The 14,575-nt window shown below is 70.2% G+C and carries 19 protein-coding genes; 12 read left to right on the forward strand and 7 right to left on the reverse strand.

Annotation, left to right across the window (positions count from 1 at the left end):
• Nucleotides 1-114 precede the first annotated feature (114 nt).
• Complete coding sequence (locus R8F63_02175; GenBank protein ID MDW3217396.1) at nt 115-1,116, forward strand: NAD(P)H-dependent glycerol-3-phosphate dehydrogenase; 1,002 nt, start codon at nt 115-117, stop codon at nt 1,114-1,116.
• Nucleotides 1,116-2,531, forward strand: coding sequence for a hypothetical protein (locus R8F63_02180; protein ID MDW3217397.1), 1,416 nt, complete (start codon nt 1,116-1,118; stop codon nt 2,529-2,531). The genes R8F63_02175 and R8F63_02180 overlap by 1 nt, the downstream gene beginning before the upstream one ends.
• A gap of 11 nt (nt 2,532-2,542) precedes the next feature.
• Here R8F63_02180 and R8F63_02185 read toward each other — a convergent pair whose 3' ends face one another.
• Nucleotides 2,543-2,869, reverse strand: coding sequence for a hypothetical protein (locus R8F63_02185; GenBank protein ID MDW3217398.1), 327 nt, complete (start codon nt 2,867-2,869; stop codon nt 2,543-2,545).
• Between the two features lie 45 nt (nt 2,870-2,914).
• On the opposite strand from R8F63_02185, the gene R8F63_02190 reads away from it, so the two are divergent.
• The 3 genes from R8F63_02190 to R8F63_02200 are packed head-to-tail and all read left to right on the forward strand — an operon-like array spanning nt 2,915 to nt 4,338.
• Nucleotides 2,915-3,616 (forward strand): ribonuclease HII, encoded by a 702-nt coding sequence (locus R8F63_02190; protein MDW3217399.1) that lies wholly within the window; start codon nt 2,915-2,917, stop codon nt 3,614-3,616.
• 22 nt (nt 3,617-3,638) lie between these two features.
• A complete protein-coding gene (locus R8F63_02195; GenBank protein MDW3217400.1) occupies nt 3,639-3,995 on the forward strand; it encodes a hypothetical protein in 357 nt (118 codons plus the stop codon).
• Between the two features lie 13 nt (nt 3,996-4,008).
• Nucleotides 4,009-4,338, forward strand: coding sequence for a hypothetical protein (locus tag R8F63_02200; protein MDW3217401.1), 330 nt, complete (start codon nt 4,009-4,011; stop codon nt 4,336-4,338).
• A gap of 109 nt (nt 4,339-4,447) precedes the next feature.
• Here the strand turns inward: R8F63_02200 and R8F63_02205 are convergent, their stop codons facing one another.
• A complete protein-coding gene (locus R8F63_02205; protein ID MDW3217402.1) occupies nt 4,448-4,822 on the reverse strand; it encodes a hypothetical protein in 375 nt (124 codons plus the stop codon).
• Between the two features lie 722 nt (nt 4,823-5,544).
• Between R8F63_02205 and R8F63_02210 the strand changes: the two genes are divergently transcribed.
• The gene (locus R8F63_02210) at nt 5,545-5,913 is read left to right on the forward strand and encodes a cupin domain-containing protein (GenBank protein ID MDW3217403.1); all 369 of its coding nucleotides are present in this window, start codon (nt 5,545-5,547) and stop codon (nt 5,911-5,913) included.
• 42 nt (nt 5,914-5,955) lie between these two features.
• Here the strand turns inward: R8F63_02210 and R8F63_02215 are convergent, their stop codons facing one another.
• Nucleotides 5,956-6,606 carry a dihydrofolate reductase family protein gene (locus tag R8F63_02215; protein MDW3217404.1) on the reverse strand — a complete coding sequence of 217 codons (651 nt, stop codon included), beginning with the start codon at nt 6,604-6,606 and terminating at the stop codon, nt 5,956-5,958.
• 75 nt (nt 6,607-6,681) lie between these two features.
• On the opposite strand from R8F63_02215, the gene R8F63_02220 reads away from it, so the two are divergent.
• Nucleotides 6,682-7,227, forward strand: a complete 546-nt coding sequence (locus tag R8F63_02220) for a helix-turn-helix domain-containing protein (GenBank protein MDW3217405.1) — start codon at nt 6,682-6,684, stop codon at nt 7,225-7,227.
• Here R8F63_02220 and R8F63_02225 read toward each other — a convergent pair.
• The 3 genes from R8F63_02225 to R8F63_02235 all read right to left on the reverse strand — a co-directional run bounded on the left by R8F63_02225 (nt 7,199) and on the right by R8F63_02235 (nt 10,123).
• On the reverse strand, nt 7,199-8,059 hold the full coding sequence (locus R8F63_02225) for an SDR family oxidoreductase (GenBank protein MDW3217406.1): 861 nt from the start codon (nt 8,057-8,059) through the stop codon (nt 7,199-7,201). The genes R8F63_02220 and R8F63_02225 overlap by 29 nt on opposite strands.
• Nucleotides 8,060-8,153: 94 nt before the next feature.
• Nucleotides 8,154-8,798 carry an RNA methyltransferase gene (locus tag R8F63_02230; GenBank protein ID MDW3217407.1) on the reverse strand — a complete coding sequence of 215 codons (645 nt, stop codon included), beginning with the start codon at nt 8,796-8,798 and terminating at the stop codon, nt 8,154-8,156.
• On the reverse strand, nt 8,795-10,123 hold the full coding sequence (locus R8F63_02235) for a M48 family metalloprotease (GenBank protein MDW3217408.1): 1,329 nt from the start codon (nt 10,121-10,123) through the stop codon (nt 8,795-8,797). Before R8F63_02235 ends, R8F63_02230 begins: the two co-directional genes overlap by 4 nt.
• A gap of 80 nt (nt 10,124-10,203) precedes the next feature.
• Between R8F63_02235 and R8F63_02240 the strand changes: the two genes are divergently transcribed.
• The 5 genes from R8F63_02240 (at nt 10,204) to R8F63_02260 (ending at nt 13,736) form a co-directional block, all read left to right on the forward strand.
• Nucleotides 10,204-10,752: a hypothetical protein gene (locus R8F63_02240; protein ID MDW3217409.1), complete on the forward strand. Its 549-nt coding sequence runs from the start codon at nt 10,204-10,206 to the stop codon at nt 10,750-10,752.
• Nucleotides 10,749-11,912 carry an S-layer homology domain-containing protein gene (locus R8F63_02245; protein MDW3217410.1) on the forward strand — a complete coding sequence of 388 codons (1,164 nt, stop codon included), beginning with the start codon at nt 10,749-10,751 and terminating at the stop codon, nt 11,910-11,912. The genes R8F63_02240 and R8F63_02245 overlap by 4 nt, the downstream gene beginning before the upstream one ends.
• A complete protein-coding gene (locus R8F63_02250) occupies nt 11,909-12,604 on the forward strand; it encodes a hypothetical protein (GenBank protein MDW3217411.1) in 696 nt (231 codons plus the stop codon). The genes R8F63_02245 and R8F63_02250 overlap by 4 nt, the downstream gene beginning before the upstream one ends.
• Nucleotides 12,605-12,678: 74 nt before the next feature.
• The gene (locus tag R8F63_02255; protein ID MDW3217412.1) at nt 12,679-13,284 is read left to right on the forward strand and encodes a hypothetical protein; all 606 of its coding nucleotides are present in this window, start codon (nt 12,679-12,681) and stop codon (nt 13,282-13,284) included.
• Nucleotides 13,284-13,736 carry a hypothetical protein gene (locus R8F63_02260; GenBank protein ID MDW3217413.1) on the forward strand — a complete coding sequence of 151 codons (453 nt, stop codon included), beginning with the start codon at nt 13,284-13,286 and terminating at the stop codon, nt 13,734-13,736. The genes R8F63_02255 and R8F63_02260 overlap by 1 nt, the downstream gene beginning before the upstream one ends.
• Here the strand turns inward: R8F63_02260 and mutM are convergent, their stop codons facing one another.
• Nucleotides 13,737-14,558, reverse strand: a complete 822-nt coding sequence (gene mutM, locus R8F63_02265) for a bifunctional DNA-formamidopyrimidine glycosylase/DNA-(apurinic or apyrimidinic site) lyase (protein ID MDW3217414.1) — start codon at nt 14,556-14,558, stop codon at nt 13,737-13,739. It lies immediately after the preceding gene.
• Nucleotides 14,559-14,575: the final 17 nt, after the last annotated feature.

Genomic DNA, 14,575 nt, shown 5'->3' on the forward strand with positions numbered 1-14,575 from the left:
ACGTCGTGGAGGCGAATCCGGGCCAGTTCGGGGGCCAGTGCGGAGTCGGTCACGGCGCCAGGATCGCACGCCTCGCCTGAGCCTGCGTGAGCACGCAGGTCTAGGGTGACCGCCATGGACATCAACGTCGCGGTGATCGGAGCGGGATCGTGGGGAACCACGGTCGCGCACCTGTGTGCGCACAACACGCCGACGGTGATCCACAGCCGGCGCGACGACGTGGCGGAGGCGATCAACGAACGCAACGAGAACCCCCGGTATCTCGAGGGATTCAGCTTGCATCCGGACCTCCGGGCGTTGACCGATCTGGCCGCCGTCGTGCGGGCCGCCGACGTGCTCGTCATGGGCGTGCCGTCCGCCGGTTTCCGCGCGACCCTCGAAGAGCTACGTCCGTTCGTCCGGCCTTGGGTGCCCGTCGTGTCGCTCGCCAAGGGCCTCGAGCTCGGCACCATGAAACGGATGACGGAGGTGGTCGAGGAGGAGCTCCCCGGGCATCCGGTCGGCGTGCTCACCGGCCCGAACCTCGCGAAGGAGATCCTCGCCGGCAGCGCGGCCGCGGCGGTCGTCGCGTTCGAGGACCTCACGATCGCCAAGCGACTGCAGGAGGTCTTCTCCTCCTCGTTGTTCCGCGTCTACACGAACAATGACGTCATCGGGTGCGAGATCGGCGGCGCGTTGAAGAACGTCATCGCCCTCGCCGCCGGCATGGCGGACGGACTCGGCACTGGCGACAACACCCGCGCCGCCGTCATGACCCGCGGTCTGGCCGAACTCACCCGGCTCGGCGTGGCCATGGGTGGCGATCCGGCCACCTTCGCCGGTCTTGCCGGCATGGGTGACCTGCTCGCCACCTGCATGAGCCCGCAGAGCCGCAATCGCTACGTCGGCGAGCAGCTCGGCAAGGGCCGCCCCCTCGACGAGATCATCGAAGAGATGAACCAGGTCGCCGAGGGCGTGAAGACCGCCAGGATCGTGCTCGATCTGGCGGAGCGCTACGACGTCCAGATGCCGATCGCCGCCGAGATGCGGGCCTGTGTGACCGAGGGTCGCTCCGCCACCCAGGCGTATCGCGGTCTCGTGCAGCGGCCGGCGACCAGCGAGTCCGCCCCCGACTGATGCGTCGCTGGTGGCAGGACCGCGCCCGACGGTCGGACGCCGAGCCGACGCCCGCGCTCGACGGAGCGGTGATCGGCGACCTCGACGGGCCCACGGCCGTCGTCGACGCCAAGGGCCGGGTCGGCGCGATCGACGGCAGCTGGTGGCTCGAGTGGGGGGTCGGGGCCGAGGACCGTTGGCGGGTGGCGCACGACGAAGTGGCGGTTCGGCAGTCCCGGGTGAGCGATGCCCCGGTCTACGAGACATGGCTGCGGGTGCCCGGTGGTGACGTGGTGCAGCGGGTGGCCGCGGCCAACGACGGCCTCGGCCGGGTGTTGGTCGTGGAGTTCGAGAACGCGTCCGCCACCGCGGTCGCGATCGCGCTGGCCGGACGGGTGAACGGCCCGGGTGCCGTCGATGCGGACGTGGATGCCATCACGCTCGACGCCACGGAATGGATCCGCGCGGAACGGCCGGCCGGTGCCGTCTTCGCCGGCCGCGGGGATCCCTGGGGTGACGTGACCGCGGGCGTGGAGGAGGCCCGCGGCAAGGTCGACGGCGTCGACCCGACGGGCGCACTCGTCGTGGCGCTCCCGCATCGCCAGCGGGTGCGATTCGAGGTCCTGGTGGAGGGCGCCTTCCCAACCCGACCGTCGACGCCGGAGGATGTCGCGGCCGGCTGGCGGGCGGTGACCGCTGATGCGCTGACGATCGACGTCCCGAACGCGGACCTCGGGGAGGCCTGGAGCCGCATCGTCCCCGACCTCGTCGTGTTGGCCGGGAGTGACGATCCCCGCGCCGCGGCGGAAGCGGCGATGGTGCTCGACGTCGCCGGGCTGCTCACCGAAGCGGACCGCGCCCGGGCCACGGTCGCCGCGGCGACCGAAGCCGGCCGGCTCCGTGGCGCCGATGCCGTGGCGGCGATGCGGGCGTTCGCGTCGCGGGAGCTGCTCGCCGGCCAGGAGTCCGGCCTGGCGGTGTTCGCCGACGTGCTCGCGGCCGCGGCCGGCGATGCGATCGATGGGGCCACCCTCGAACAGGTGGCCCGTGTCCTCGACGCGACGGCGCCCCGAGCGGCCGACGACGCCCGCCGCGCCGCCGGCGTCGCCACGGGCGCCTTCGAGCCTGTGACGTCCGCGGCGCGGGCCGCGGCCACGGTCCTGGACCATGTGATCGACGCGTCGTCGACCGGGGCCATCGCCGTGCTGCCGGACGTGCCGACGGCTTGGCGGGGCAACAACATCGACGTCCGCAACTGCGGCACGGCGAACGGTCGGGTGTCGTTCAGCGTGCGCTGGCACGGCCCCCGTCCGGCGCTGCTGTGGGAACGCCATGGCGGAAGTGACGCCATCGAGATGCGCTGCCCGGGCCTCGACCCTTCGTGGTCGACCCTCGAGCGTGCCGGCGAGGCGTTGCTGGCCGAACCCGGCGACTGAAGCGCGCCGTCTCAGCGCGGGTCGCGCCATGCGGCGAGCACCGCGACGGCGGCGAGCACGCCGGCGATCCGGTCCGGCGGCGTTGCGGTGCGGCCGCCGATCGCCCCGCGTCCCCCGATGGTGCCGATCGATCCGGACGAGCCGACCGAGAGGATCGAGCCGCTCGACCCGCTCGAGAGGATGGAGCCTGCGGACCCGATCGACAGGACCGAGCCGCTCGATCCGATGGAGGCGAACGAGAGCACGCTGAGCAGCGAGTGCGCGGATGCGACGCTCGCCGCGCTGCGATGGCTGACGATCGACCAGCGCGACCGGTTCGATCGGATCGGATCGCTCATGGTGGGCACCGTACCGGTCCGGTCGCTGGGCTACCGTCCGAACCGATGGCAACGACCGCACCGAAGCTGCGCAAGTCGATCAGGGGCAAGGCCCCGGGACTGCGCCTCGAGCGCGCCCTCTGGGACGACGGCTGCATCCACGTGGCCGGGATCGACGAGGTCGGGCGCGGCTCGTGGGCGGGTCCGCTGACCCTCGCCGCGGTGGTCGTCCCCCGCGACAAGCGGCTCACCAAGGTGCGCGATTCGAAGATGTTGACCGAGTCCGAACGCGAGGTGATGCACGACCGCATCGTCGACTGGGCCGACCATGTCGCCGTCGCCCACGCCACCCAGGACGAGTGCGACGAGCTCGGCATGTCGGCCGCGCAGAAGCTCGCCGCCCAGCGGGCGTTGGCGGACCTCGGCGTCCCTGTCGACCATGTGCTGGTGGACGGCAACTGGGACTTCATCGAGACCCACCCGACCACCAAGATCGTGAAAGGCGACGCCATCAGCCTGTCGATCGCGGCGGCGTCGATCGTGGCGAAGGTGACGCGGGATCGCATCATGCGCGAATGGGACGCCCATCATCCGGCCTACGGCTTCGTCGGCAACAAGGGGTACCCGTGCCCCCGGCACAAGGCGGCCCTCGCCGCGTATGGACCCAGTGCGGTGCACCGGCGCCGGTGGGCGTTCATGGACGACCTGCGGTGGACGGCGCTGCCCCGCATCGTCGACGAGGACGAGGCCCAGCTCGGCCTGTTCTGAGCGGCGGCCGTAGCCTGCGCGCGTGACCCGTCGTCTTCCGCTGCTCGCGTTCGTGATCTGGACCGTGCTCGTCTGGACGAGCCGGACCCGCAATGTGCTCGCCGACGACGATCTGTCCTCCGGCGGCATGACCTGGCGGATCGCGGCGGCCGCCGCGTTCGTCCTCCTCGGCGTCGCGGTCGCGGTGCAGTGGCGACGGGGCGGGCGACTCGATCGGATCCTCGCCGTGCTCGTGCTGTGGACCGTGGTCTGGTGGTCCGTCCGGGGGATCGGGATCATCATCGACGACCACGAGGTCGGGTTCACGGTGGTCCACACCGTCCTGGGCGTCGTGTCGATCGGTCTGGCGATGTGGGCCTGGGCTCGCCGGGCCGGATAACGTTCTCCTCGATATGGGACAGCCGGTCACCTTCCTCCGCACCAGCTCACCGAAGCCGGGCGTCGTCCGCTTCGAGCTCAACCGCACCCTCACGGGCATGGGCCACGAGCGCTACCGGGCCGGTGAGGAGATCATCGACACCCGTCCGCCCGACGTGCTCGCCAAGCGGATCTTCGCGTGCGGGAACGTCGAATCCATCCACATGTACGGCTCGATGGTGACGGTCTCGCTCGCCACGACCGATCCGGCCGATCTCGAGTCGGTCGTGCAGGAGCTCTACACGTACTACGTGCCGGGCGTGGAGATCCCCAGCGATGAGGAACTCATCGCGATGGTGGAGTAGTCGGCGTTCCACACCGCGTCGCCGCGGGGACGCTCCACGTCCACGCTTTCAAGGACTCCGCAGAGTCGTCTGGGCTCAGTCCCGCTCGGGAATGCCGGATACGGGCGGCTCAGAGCTTGGCGAGGATCTTTCGGAGAGCCGGCATTGTGTACTTCTCCACCGGGTCGACTTCCGCACCGTCACCCCGATGGTGGTATTCGCCAGCATCGATGGCGTCGTAGATCGAAAACGCAGGTTCAGGTAGTGATGCGCCGTCCACCAACGCAGCGGTGATGTACGACCAAACCCAGTTCATGACCCCATCTGCCCCGTGGAAGTCGAGTTCCCCGTCGACGAGCCGCTCGGCGGGCCGAACGCTCAGCCTGTTGCAGGCATCGTCGAAGCCGTCTCCTCGCTGCGCGATCGCGAAGATCACAGGGTTCGACAGATCCTCGACATCATCGGCGACGAGGTCGATGGCGGAATCTAACGAGTCGCTGGACACGCCTGGCAGTGTGACAGATAGGTGGATCCGCGCCGTCGGCGGTGGCGCTGAGGCCTCTCGGCCGAGGAAGACGAGCAGGACGATGCAGGGTTTCTCTCGCGAGCGTTGGTCGTCAGTTTTGCTTGACAAGCCGTCGCCGTTGTCAACCAAAACTGACGGCCGACCCACCGCCTCGTCCGAGAGTCGCCAGTTGTGTCACATCGGCGACACAAATATGTCCCCGCGGGGACGCCAGCTCGAACCGGCGCGAAGTCTCAGAGCGGCTCGATCGGGCAAGCGGCGCCGTTGAGGCCGCGGCTGTCGCCGCAGCGACGCACCGCAGCCGTGCGATCATCTCGTGATGAGTGGAATCTCGCACGATCCGGATGACGCGCCCTCGGCGGCCGGCGGGTACAGCCAGGGTGTGGAGGTCACGACACCGGGCCGTCTGCTCTCGATCAGCGGCCAGATTCCGGCTGACCGCGACGGCACCGTCCCGTCCGGCTTCGAGGAGCAGTGCCGCCAGGTCTGGCGCAACGTCAAGGCGGTTCTCGCGAGCGTCGCGCGAGCACCGAGAGCTCAACTCCGACATCAGGCAGGAGGAGTTGGCGGGGGCAACCCCGGCGCTCACGGTCGTCATCGTCGACATCTACGACCACGAGTGGCTCCTCGAGATCGAAGCAACCGCCTTTCAGCAGTGATCGTCGGCGCAGGCTGGCGCGGGGCTGTGCAACACTTCGCCGATGGCTGATCACGATGGACCGAAAGCCGTGAACCTCGCGGCGAAGCTGGCGCAGTTCGACGAACACTGGTCGCCGCGAACCGTTGCCGAGTTCAACGGTCACGACGTGATGGTCGTGAAGGTCAAGGGCGAGTTCGTCTGGCATCACCACGACGACACCGACGACTTCTTCCTCGTGCTGAGCGGTCGCATCACGATCCGGATGAGCGAGGGCGATGTCGACCTGGGACCCGGCGAGTTGTTCGTCGTGCCGGTCGGCGTGGAGCACCAGCCCTACGCGGCCGAGGAGGCAGAGCTGCTGCTCATCGAGCCGTCCGGCACCGCCAACACCGGCGACCCCGCGACCGCCGCTCGCCGCGTCGTCATCTGACGTCCCCGCGGGGTTCGGGGCATCGTGTGTTCGGTTCGTCGTTCAGGTGTCGCGTCGCCACAGGAGGTGGTGGGTGACGCCGCTCGGGCTCGGGATGGTGTCGTGGTGGAACCGGTCGTCGAACTCGGACGGGTCGTCCCAGAGCCGGACGCCGGCGCCGAGCGTGATCGGGGCGACGGCAATGTGCAGGTCGTCGACCACATCGGCGTCGAGGAACGAGCGGATCGTGCTCGGCCCACCCCCGAGCCGCACGTCGAGCCCGCCCGCGGCGTCGGCGGCGCGTTCGACCGCCTCCTGTGGCGTGGCGTCGAGGAAGTGAAACGTGGTGTCGGCGAGTGGGAACGACGGACGTTCGTGGTGGGTGAGCACGAACACCGGCGTGTGGAACGGCGGCGTGTCGCCCCACCAGCCGAGCCAGTCGTGGTTTTCCCAGGGTCCGCGTTGGGGACCGAACTTGTTTCGACCCATGATCTCCGCTCCGATCCCGTGATCGAAGTCGCGACACAGGTGGTCGTCGATGCCCCGCGATCCTCCCTCGTCGGTTCGACCGGGCCAGCTCGCCGTCGCCAACGCCCACTCCATCAGCGTCGTCGGGTCGGCGTGCCCGAACGGCTGCTCGAGCGACTGCCCGTCGCCGGTTCCGTACCCGTCCGCCGACACCGTGAAGTTCTGCACCCTCACCCGTTGCGTCACTTGCTGTTCCTCCGACGTCTACCGGTTGCAGGTCGCAATCGGTGCTGAGGGGCCCACGATAGCTAGACTGATTGCATGGCGCAATCGGTTGACCGAGGGCTGCTCGATGTGAGCGACGGGAGGTCGGGCTGTCCGATCAACATGACCATGGAGCTCCTCGGGGACCGATGGAGCTTCATCGTGTTGCGCGACGTGATGTTCGGCGGCTCCACTCGGTTCCGCGAACTCCTCAACAACTCGGTGGAGGGCATCGCCAGCAACGTCCTGGCCTCGCGTCTCGCCAAACTCACGGACGCGGGACTGCTGACCCGCAGCGCCGTACCCGGGCATCGTCAGAAGATCGACTATCACCTCACCGAGCCGGCCATCCAACTGGTCCCACTCATCGTCGAGCTCGGTGACTGGGGATCGCGCTGGCTGCCCACGACTCCGGAACTTGCCGTCCGGGCCCGCCTCTTGGCCGACGGAGGACCCGACCTGAGCGATCGCTTCATGGACGAACTCCGCGCCGTTCATCTCGATCGCGAACCGCGACCCGACGACGGCGTGCTCGCCGAACTCGACGCGAGTCGGGATCGTCAGCGTCGACGGATCAGCGAAGGCGGAGGATGTTGCCGGTGACGAGTCGGCCCGCGCCAGAGCAAAGCCAGCCGATCACGTCGGCCACCTCGGATGGTTCCGCGATGTGATGGTGGTCGCCGTCGTTCGCCACGAACTCGCGTACCTCATCGGTGATCCAGCCGGTATCGGTGACCGGCGGATACAGGACGTTGGCCGTGACCCCGTCGTCGGCCATCTCGGCCGCAGCGGACAGCGTGTAGCTGATCAGTGCCGCTTTGCCCGCGCCGTAGGACACCTCGCCGGGAAACTGACGTCCCGTGCCCGATGTCAGCGTGACGATTCGTCCCCATGTCGCCGCTCGTGCACGGTGTCGGGTGATGAACTCGGCCATCAACAGCGCACCCGCGCGAGCGTCGACGTGCAGTTGAGCGTCGATCGTGACCCGATCGACCATGGCGCTCGTGCGGCCGACGACATCTGCTCGTTGCGGTGCGTAGCTGTCCTTGCGCCAGCCGCTGGCGTTGTGAACCAGGATCGAGATCGGACCGAGCTCCGACTCGACCCTCTCGAACAGCGACCCTGGAGCGTCTGGGTCGGAGAGGTCCGCCTCGACAGCAAGTCCGCGCCGACCGTGCGATTCGATCGACGCGATGGTCTGCGAGCCGTCGGCGGCTCGAGCCGTGTTGTAGTCGTCGGACCGGTCGGGATCGCCGGTACGGAGGTAGCTGACGGCGACGTCGGCGCCGAGCTCAGCGAGCGCAGTTGCGGTCGCGGCGCCGATCCCGTGATTGGCTCCGGTGACGAGGGCGTTCCGACCTGCGAGCGGCGGCGTGGAGCAGTTGGGCTCGAGGTCCTCGTCGTAGACCCGGTCGAGTGCCTCCTCCGCGCTCATGGGACGCAACCTAGGCGATCGCTTGCTCGTGGTTCTCGCGGACCGCTGCATCCGGACGACATCGATGTCGAGTGCCGGATCACGTCCGCTCGGGTCAGTGTTGACCGAGGCCCCAGCGACGGATCCAGGTGTGCATGGCGATCCCGGCGGCGACGCCGGCGTTGATCGAGCGGGTCGATCCGAACTGGGCGATGGAACACGTCATCGTGGCGGCCTGGCGCGCCTCCGGTGAGAGGCCCGGGCCCTCCTGGCCGAAGAGGAGCACGCCGTGTTCGGGAAGCTCCACCGTCTCGATCGGCACGGATCCGGCCACATTGTCGACGCCGACGATCGGGAGGCCGGCGGCGGTGGTCCAGTCGACCAGATCGGCGATGGTCGGGTGGTGGTCGATGTGCTGGTAGGCGTCGGTCATCATGGCGCCGCGGCGGTTCCACTTCCGGCGGCCGACGATGTGCACCCGGGCCGCAAGGAAGGCGTTGGCCGTGCGCACGACGGTGCCGATGTTGCGGTCGTGCTCCCAGTTCTCGATGGCGACGTGGAACGGGTGGCGACGCTCGTCGAGGTCGGCGACGATCGCCTCGACCGTCCAGTAGCGATATCGATCGAGCACGTTGCGCCGGTCACCCTCGGCCAGCAGCGTCGGATCGAGCCGGGGATCGTCAGGCCACGGCTCGGGATGCGGCCCGACGCCCACCTCGGCCGCATCGCCGGGAAGCGACTCCGGCCCGGGCGGTGTCACCGACCCGCTCGTCCCGATCGCCGGGGCGGGCGGGGGAGTCGGCTACGGCGGGCGTTGGTCGGCGCCATCCGATTGCGATCCGGGATGTGGTGGCGGTGTTCGGTCCAGCGCCTGCCGTCCCAGTAGCGCAGGGCCCCGTCGTCGCTCTCGGGGTCGTGGTACCAGCCGGCCGGTGCGTGGTCCGGGTCGTCGTCCTCCTCCGCGACCTCACCCATTCCCGGGAAGACGGCGGCGAGATCGACTGTGGCCAGCGCCGAGTCCGCACTCCCGGCGAGCGATGCGCTCACCCCGCGGGGTACGCCGCTGACGGCCCGATCGTCCTGCATCGTGCGCAACGACTCCGCCACGACGGGGTCGGGGCCCTCGTACGGCGGCAGGCCCTCCATCTGGCGCAGGATGTCGATGCGCTCGCTGAGCGGCGGGTGAGTGCTGAACATCTCGTTGAACTTGCGGCCGCGGGCACCGGTCTCCTGGTCGTCGGGCGACTCGATCCACAGATGCGAGGTGGCATGCGAGGTGCGTCGCACGACCGTGATGTCCGCATCGAGCTTCTCCAGGGCCTGGCGCAGTCCGCCCGGGTAGCGGGTGATCTCGACGGCGGTGGCGTCCGCCAGCGACTCGCGCGAACGGCTGACCGCAGCCCGGAGGAGGGCGGCGGCGAGCGGCGCCAGCACGGCCACCACGATCATGCCGATGAAAATGATCGGGTTGGGACCGTTGTTCCCGTCGTTGCTGCGGCGCCGGTGCGAGGCGCCGCCGCCGGTCAGCGCGCCCCAGTAGAGCATCCGCCAGAAGATGTCGGCGATCAGGGCGATCGCTCCCGCGGTGGCGACGGCGACCGTCATCACCAGGATGTCGCCGTTGCGGATGTGGGCGATCTCGTGGGCGATCACGCCCTCGAGCTCCGCGCGGTTCATCTTGTCCATCAGTCCGGTGGTGACGGCGACCGCCGCGGTCTCGGGCTTGCGCCCCGTGGCGAAGGCGTTGGGGGACGGGTCGTGCACGACGAACACGCGGGGCTGCGGGACGCCGGCGGCGAGCGAGACCTCGGCGACCAGATTGTGGAGTCGGGAGTATTCGGAGGGGTCGGCCTCCACCGCGCGGGTGGCCCGCAACGCGATGGTGTCGCTCTGGAAATAGCTGGCGAAGGTGAGGCCGAACGACGCGCCGACACCGATGATCACGCCCACGATGCCACCGCCGAGCGAGAGCGAGATCACCGCGCCGACCACGCCGAGCAGCACGAAGAAGGCGAACAGGAGCACCCAGGTGCGGCGCCGGTTGCGCGCGATCAGGTCGTAGAAGTCGGGGCGGTCGCCGGCCATGGCGCAACCGTACCGGTGGCGAAGGCCCGGCCAGCGCCGGTCCGTCGCGAAGCATTGCGATCGCGTTACGTTCAGGGGTGATGGACGTCCTCGTCGCCCTCCACAGCGCTGCCGCGCTCCTGCTGCTGGTCGCGGGGGTGGCCAAGATCGTGCGGCCCGCGCCGACCGGTGACCTTCTCGCCACCCTGGGTCTGCCCGGCTCCGACGCCGTCGCGGTCGGCGTCGGTGGGGTGGAGACGGTCGTCGGCGTCGTCGCCCTCGCCGTCGGTGGACCACTCACAGCCGCCCTCGTCGGCGCGTTCTACGTCGCGTTCGCCGGGATCGTCGTGCGGGCGATGCGGGCCGGCGCCGCGTCCTGCGGTTGCTTCGGTCGCGTCGACGCGCCGCCGTCGTGGATCCACGTGATCGGCAATGCCGCCCTCGCCGCGGTCTCGTTCGCCGCCATCGCCGGCGACGCGCCGGTCGAGGTCATGGAGGACCAACCGGCCGGCGGCGTGGGATTCGTCCTGGTCGTCGGTGTGCTCGCCGGCCTCGCCCTCGTCGCGTTCACCGCCCTCCCCGAGGCGATGGGTGCTCGGCGGCCCGGTCCGGCCCGTCCGGAGTTCCGCATCGACGGCGACGCGTCATGAGCCGCCGTCTGGTCGGTGCCCTCAGCCGCGTCGTCGACGGCCGCTCGTCGCGACGGGGCTTTCTCTCGAAGTCCGCCCTGGGCGCGACGGCCATGGCGGTGGCGCCGTCCGCCTACGTGTTGCGGCCCACCACGGCGCACGCCGCGATCTGCTCGTGCGCGGGCAGCGACTGTGACTGCGGGAGTCGGTGCTGCGATGGCTACACCGACTTCTGCTGCCAGGTCACGGGGGAGAACCTCTGCCCGCCCGGCACCATCGTCGCCGGCTGGTGGAAGGCCGACGGCAGCGGGTTCTGCGACGTCGACGGCGATCCGCGGCCCCGCTACTACCTGGACTGCAACCTGCCCTGCGACGACGGCTGTGGATGCTCCGGCTCCGGCGTCTGCGCGTCGGCGTGCACCTCCGCCGACTGCCGTTGCCTCGAGGGCTGCGGCTCCCGGGCCGTCGAGTGCACCCGATTCCGCTACGGCCAGTGCAACCAGGACGTGGAGTGCGTCGGGCCGATCGCGTGCCGGATCGTCACCTGTGTCGTGCCGTGGCAGTGGGATCCGTCCTGTGACGACACGCCGGCCACCGACAACCAGACCGCGTTCCACGACCGTGCCTGTCTGCACGAGGGCTTCACCGACGTCGCGCCGAACAGCTGGTACACCGAGGCCGTCGGCTGGGCGTCCGAGAACGAGATCACCACCGGCTACAACAACGACATCTTCGGGCCCAACGAGCCGGCGCTGCGGTCCCACCTCGCCACGTTCCTGTGGCGCTACCAGGGGAACCCGCAGGCGACGTCCGCGCCCTCGTTCGTGGATGTGCCCGCGGACAGCTGGTATGCCGACGCTGTCGCGTGGATGGCCGAGGAGGAGATCACCACCGGCACCGCGCCGGGCCGCTTCTCGCCGGATCAGGTCGTCACCCGGGCCGAGGCGGTCACGTTCCTGTGGCGCCTCGCCGGTCGTCCCCATTCGTCGGTCGAGCTCCCGTTCGTCGACGTGCCCGCCAACAGTTTCTACCGGCGGCCGGTGCAGTGGGCGTTCGAGCACGGGCTCACCGAGGGCATCAACGGCTGGCTGTTCGGCGGTCTGCTCGATGTCGACCGGGCCCAGGCCGTCACCTTCCTGTACCGCTACGACCAGGCGTTCGGCGTGGTGGTGCCGACATGATCGTGCTCGTCATCGTGCAGACGATCGCGATCGCCGTGCTGGCCGTGATCGTCTTCGGCCTGCTTCGCACCCACGCCGACATCCTCCGGGCGCTCGATCGTGCCGGCGTCCCGCTCGAGGACGGCCCGGCGGCGGGCGGCGTCGGCCCGGTCCCGGTCGCGGACCCGCGGGCGAAGCCGACCGTGAGCGACGTGGTCGGGACGGTCCCCGGCGGCGGACCCGTCTCCGTCTCGGTCGGCGGCGAGGGTCACACGCTGCTCGCCTTTCTGTCGTCCGGCTGCCGGACCTGTCAGACCTTCTGGTCCGAGTTCACCGCGCCGACGCTGGAGTTGCCGGGCACCGACACCCGGCTCGTGATCGTCGCGCAGGACCCCGCCCACGACAGCGAGTCGAAGCTCGCCGAACTCGCGCCGGCCGGGGTGCGGACCGTTTGCTCCTCCGCGGCGTGGCACGCCTACGAGGTGCCCGGCTCGCCGTACTTCGTGCTGGTCGACGGCGACGAGGGCCGCATCGTCGGATCCGGCACGGCGACCGGCTGGCCCCAGGTCCACGCCCTTCTCGAGCAGGCCCTGGGTGACGAGGCCCTCGACGGATCCGCTGACGCCGCGCTCACGGCATCCGGCATCGGCCCGGGGCACCCGTCGCTGTATCCGGACGAGTCCGGCCCCGCGCTCCCCGAGGACGTCGACTGATGGTTGCCGTGCTCGTGGTCATGGTGGCGGTCACGGCCGCTGTTCGGGCGGCCTGGTCGCCTTGAGGCACGTCGATGCTGACCAGCATCACTCCGCTCGGTGAGCGGGGACGGGGAAATCGATGGCGGATCACCGCCGCGTGGTTGGTCGCCGGCCATCTCGTGGGCGGTGCGGCGCTCGGCGGTGTGCTCGCCGGCCTCGGCGCGCTGGCTGCGCTCGCCGCGCCGGATCTGTTCTCCGGCGGTGGCGACGACACGACCGTCGTCGCGGTCGTCGCCGCGGTCGCCGGTCTGGGCGTCGCCTTCGACCTGGCCGGAGGGCGCATCCCGGGGCGGCGCCAGGTCGACGAGCGCTGGCTGAACACCTACCGCGGTTGGGTCTACGGCTTCGGCTTCGGCGTCCAGCTCGGGGTCGGCATGGTCACGGTCGTCAACACGGCCCTGTTCGCGGCCGTGCTCGTCGCCGGCCTGTTGCTGTCGCCGCCAGCGGCCTTCGGGCTGAGCGTGCTCTACGCCGGCACGCGGGGGATCGCCGCGGTCGCCAGCGGGCGGGTCCGTTCGGTGGCCGACCTCCATCGCCTCCATCAGGCCCTGGACCGCAGCGAACGGGTCGTCCAGCGTTCGCTGCTCGCCGCCGTCGCCACGGTCGCCTCGGTCGCTGTCGTGGCGGTGACCCTCTGATGGCCAACGCACTCGCGGCCAACGGCATCGAGGTCTCGGTGCGCTCCGGGTGGGAGGTCGAGTTCGGCGAGCTCCACGCCGAGGGTGGAGGGCCGCCGCGCTCGCTGGTCCATCTCGCCAACTTCGCGCTGCCGGTCAACCGGGGCGACTACGGGTCCGGTGCGGTCGAGGAGATGGACGGCGGTGGCATTCTCGCGATCCTCATGGAGTTCGCACCCGAGAAGGCGTCGACCGCGATGTTCTCCGGTGCCGGCCTCCCGACCACGCTCGACCCGGCCGACTTCTCGCCCCAGGCGCTACAGCGGCGCATCCCCGGCCAGGCCGGCGTACAGCGGTTCTTCGTGGCCGCCGGCCGGCCCTTCGGGCTCTATGTCGTGCTCGGATCGGCTCGGATGTCCGCGGTGCTGGTGCCCGAGGTGAACCGGTCGCTCGAGGCGATCACCATCAGCTGATCAGCGGGCCTGGCAGACCGGGCACCAGGTGGTCGTGCGAGCGTCGAGGTCGCGCCGGCGCAGTTCGGTGCCGCATCGTTCGCAGGGTTCACCGCCCCGCCCGTAGCAATGGAGCTCGTGCTGGTTCTCGCCCGCGTCACCGGCGGGGTCGACATAGTCCCGCAGGGTGGTGCCGCCGTGGTCGAGGCCGGACTGGAGGGCGGCCCGGATGGTGTCGACCAGCCGGTCGGCCCGCTCGACGCCGAGGCGGCGGATCGCCGGGTTGATCTCGGCCATCCACAGCGCCTCGTCGGCGTAGATGTTGCCGACGCCCGCCACCGCCCGTTGGCCGAGGAGCACGGTCTTGAGGTGGCGGTTGCTCCGCTTCACGAACGCCGCCAGGTGCCGACCGGTGAACGCCTCGTCGAAGGGCTCGGGACCCAGCGCGTGCAGCGTCGGGATGCCTTCGTGGCGCCCGCGGGGCACGACATGGATCCGGCCGAACCGGCGGGCATCGTGGAACGTCAGGTGGCGGTCGTCGTCCAGCAGCCACCACGCGCGCAGGTGGGGATGGTCGAGGTCCGGGTCGGTCTCCACCGCCAGCCGGCCCGTCATGCCGAGGTGGATGATCAACTCCCGGCGGATCTCCGGGTCGGCACGATCCGTCAGGTCGGCCAGGAGGTACTTGCCTCGCCGCCGCAGTCCGTCGATGCGGTGATCCACGGCATCGAGGGCCGGGGTGAACTTGTCGGACCAGTGGCTGCCCGCGTCGACGACACCGGCACCGTCGAGCGACGGCTCGAGTTGACGGCGGATCGTCTCGACCTCGGGGAGTTCGGGCACGGCCGGACTCTAGACTC

The sequence above is a fragment of the Acidimicrobiales bacterium genome (assembly GCA_033344915.1).
Taxonomy (GTDB): domain Bacteria; phylum Actinomycetota; class Acidimicrobiia; order Acidimicrobiales; family Aldehydirespiratoraceae; genus JAJRXC01.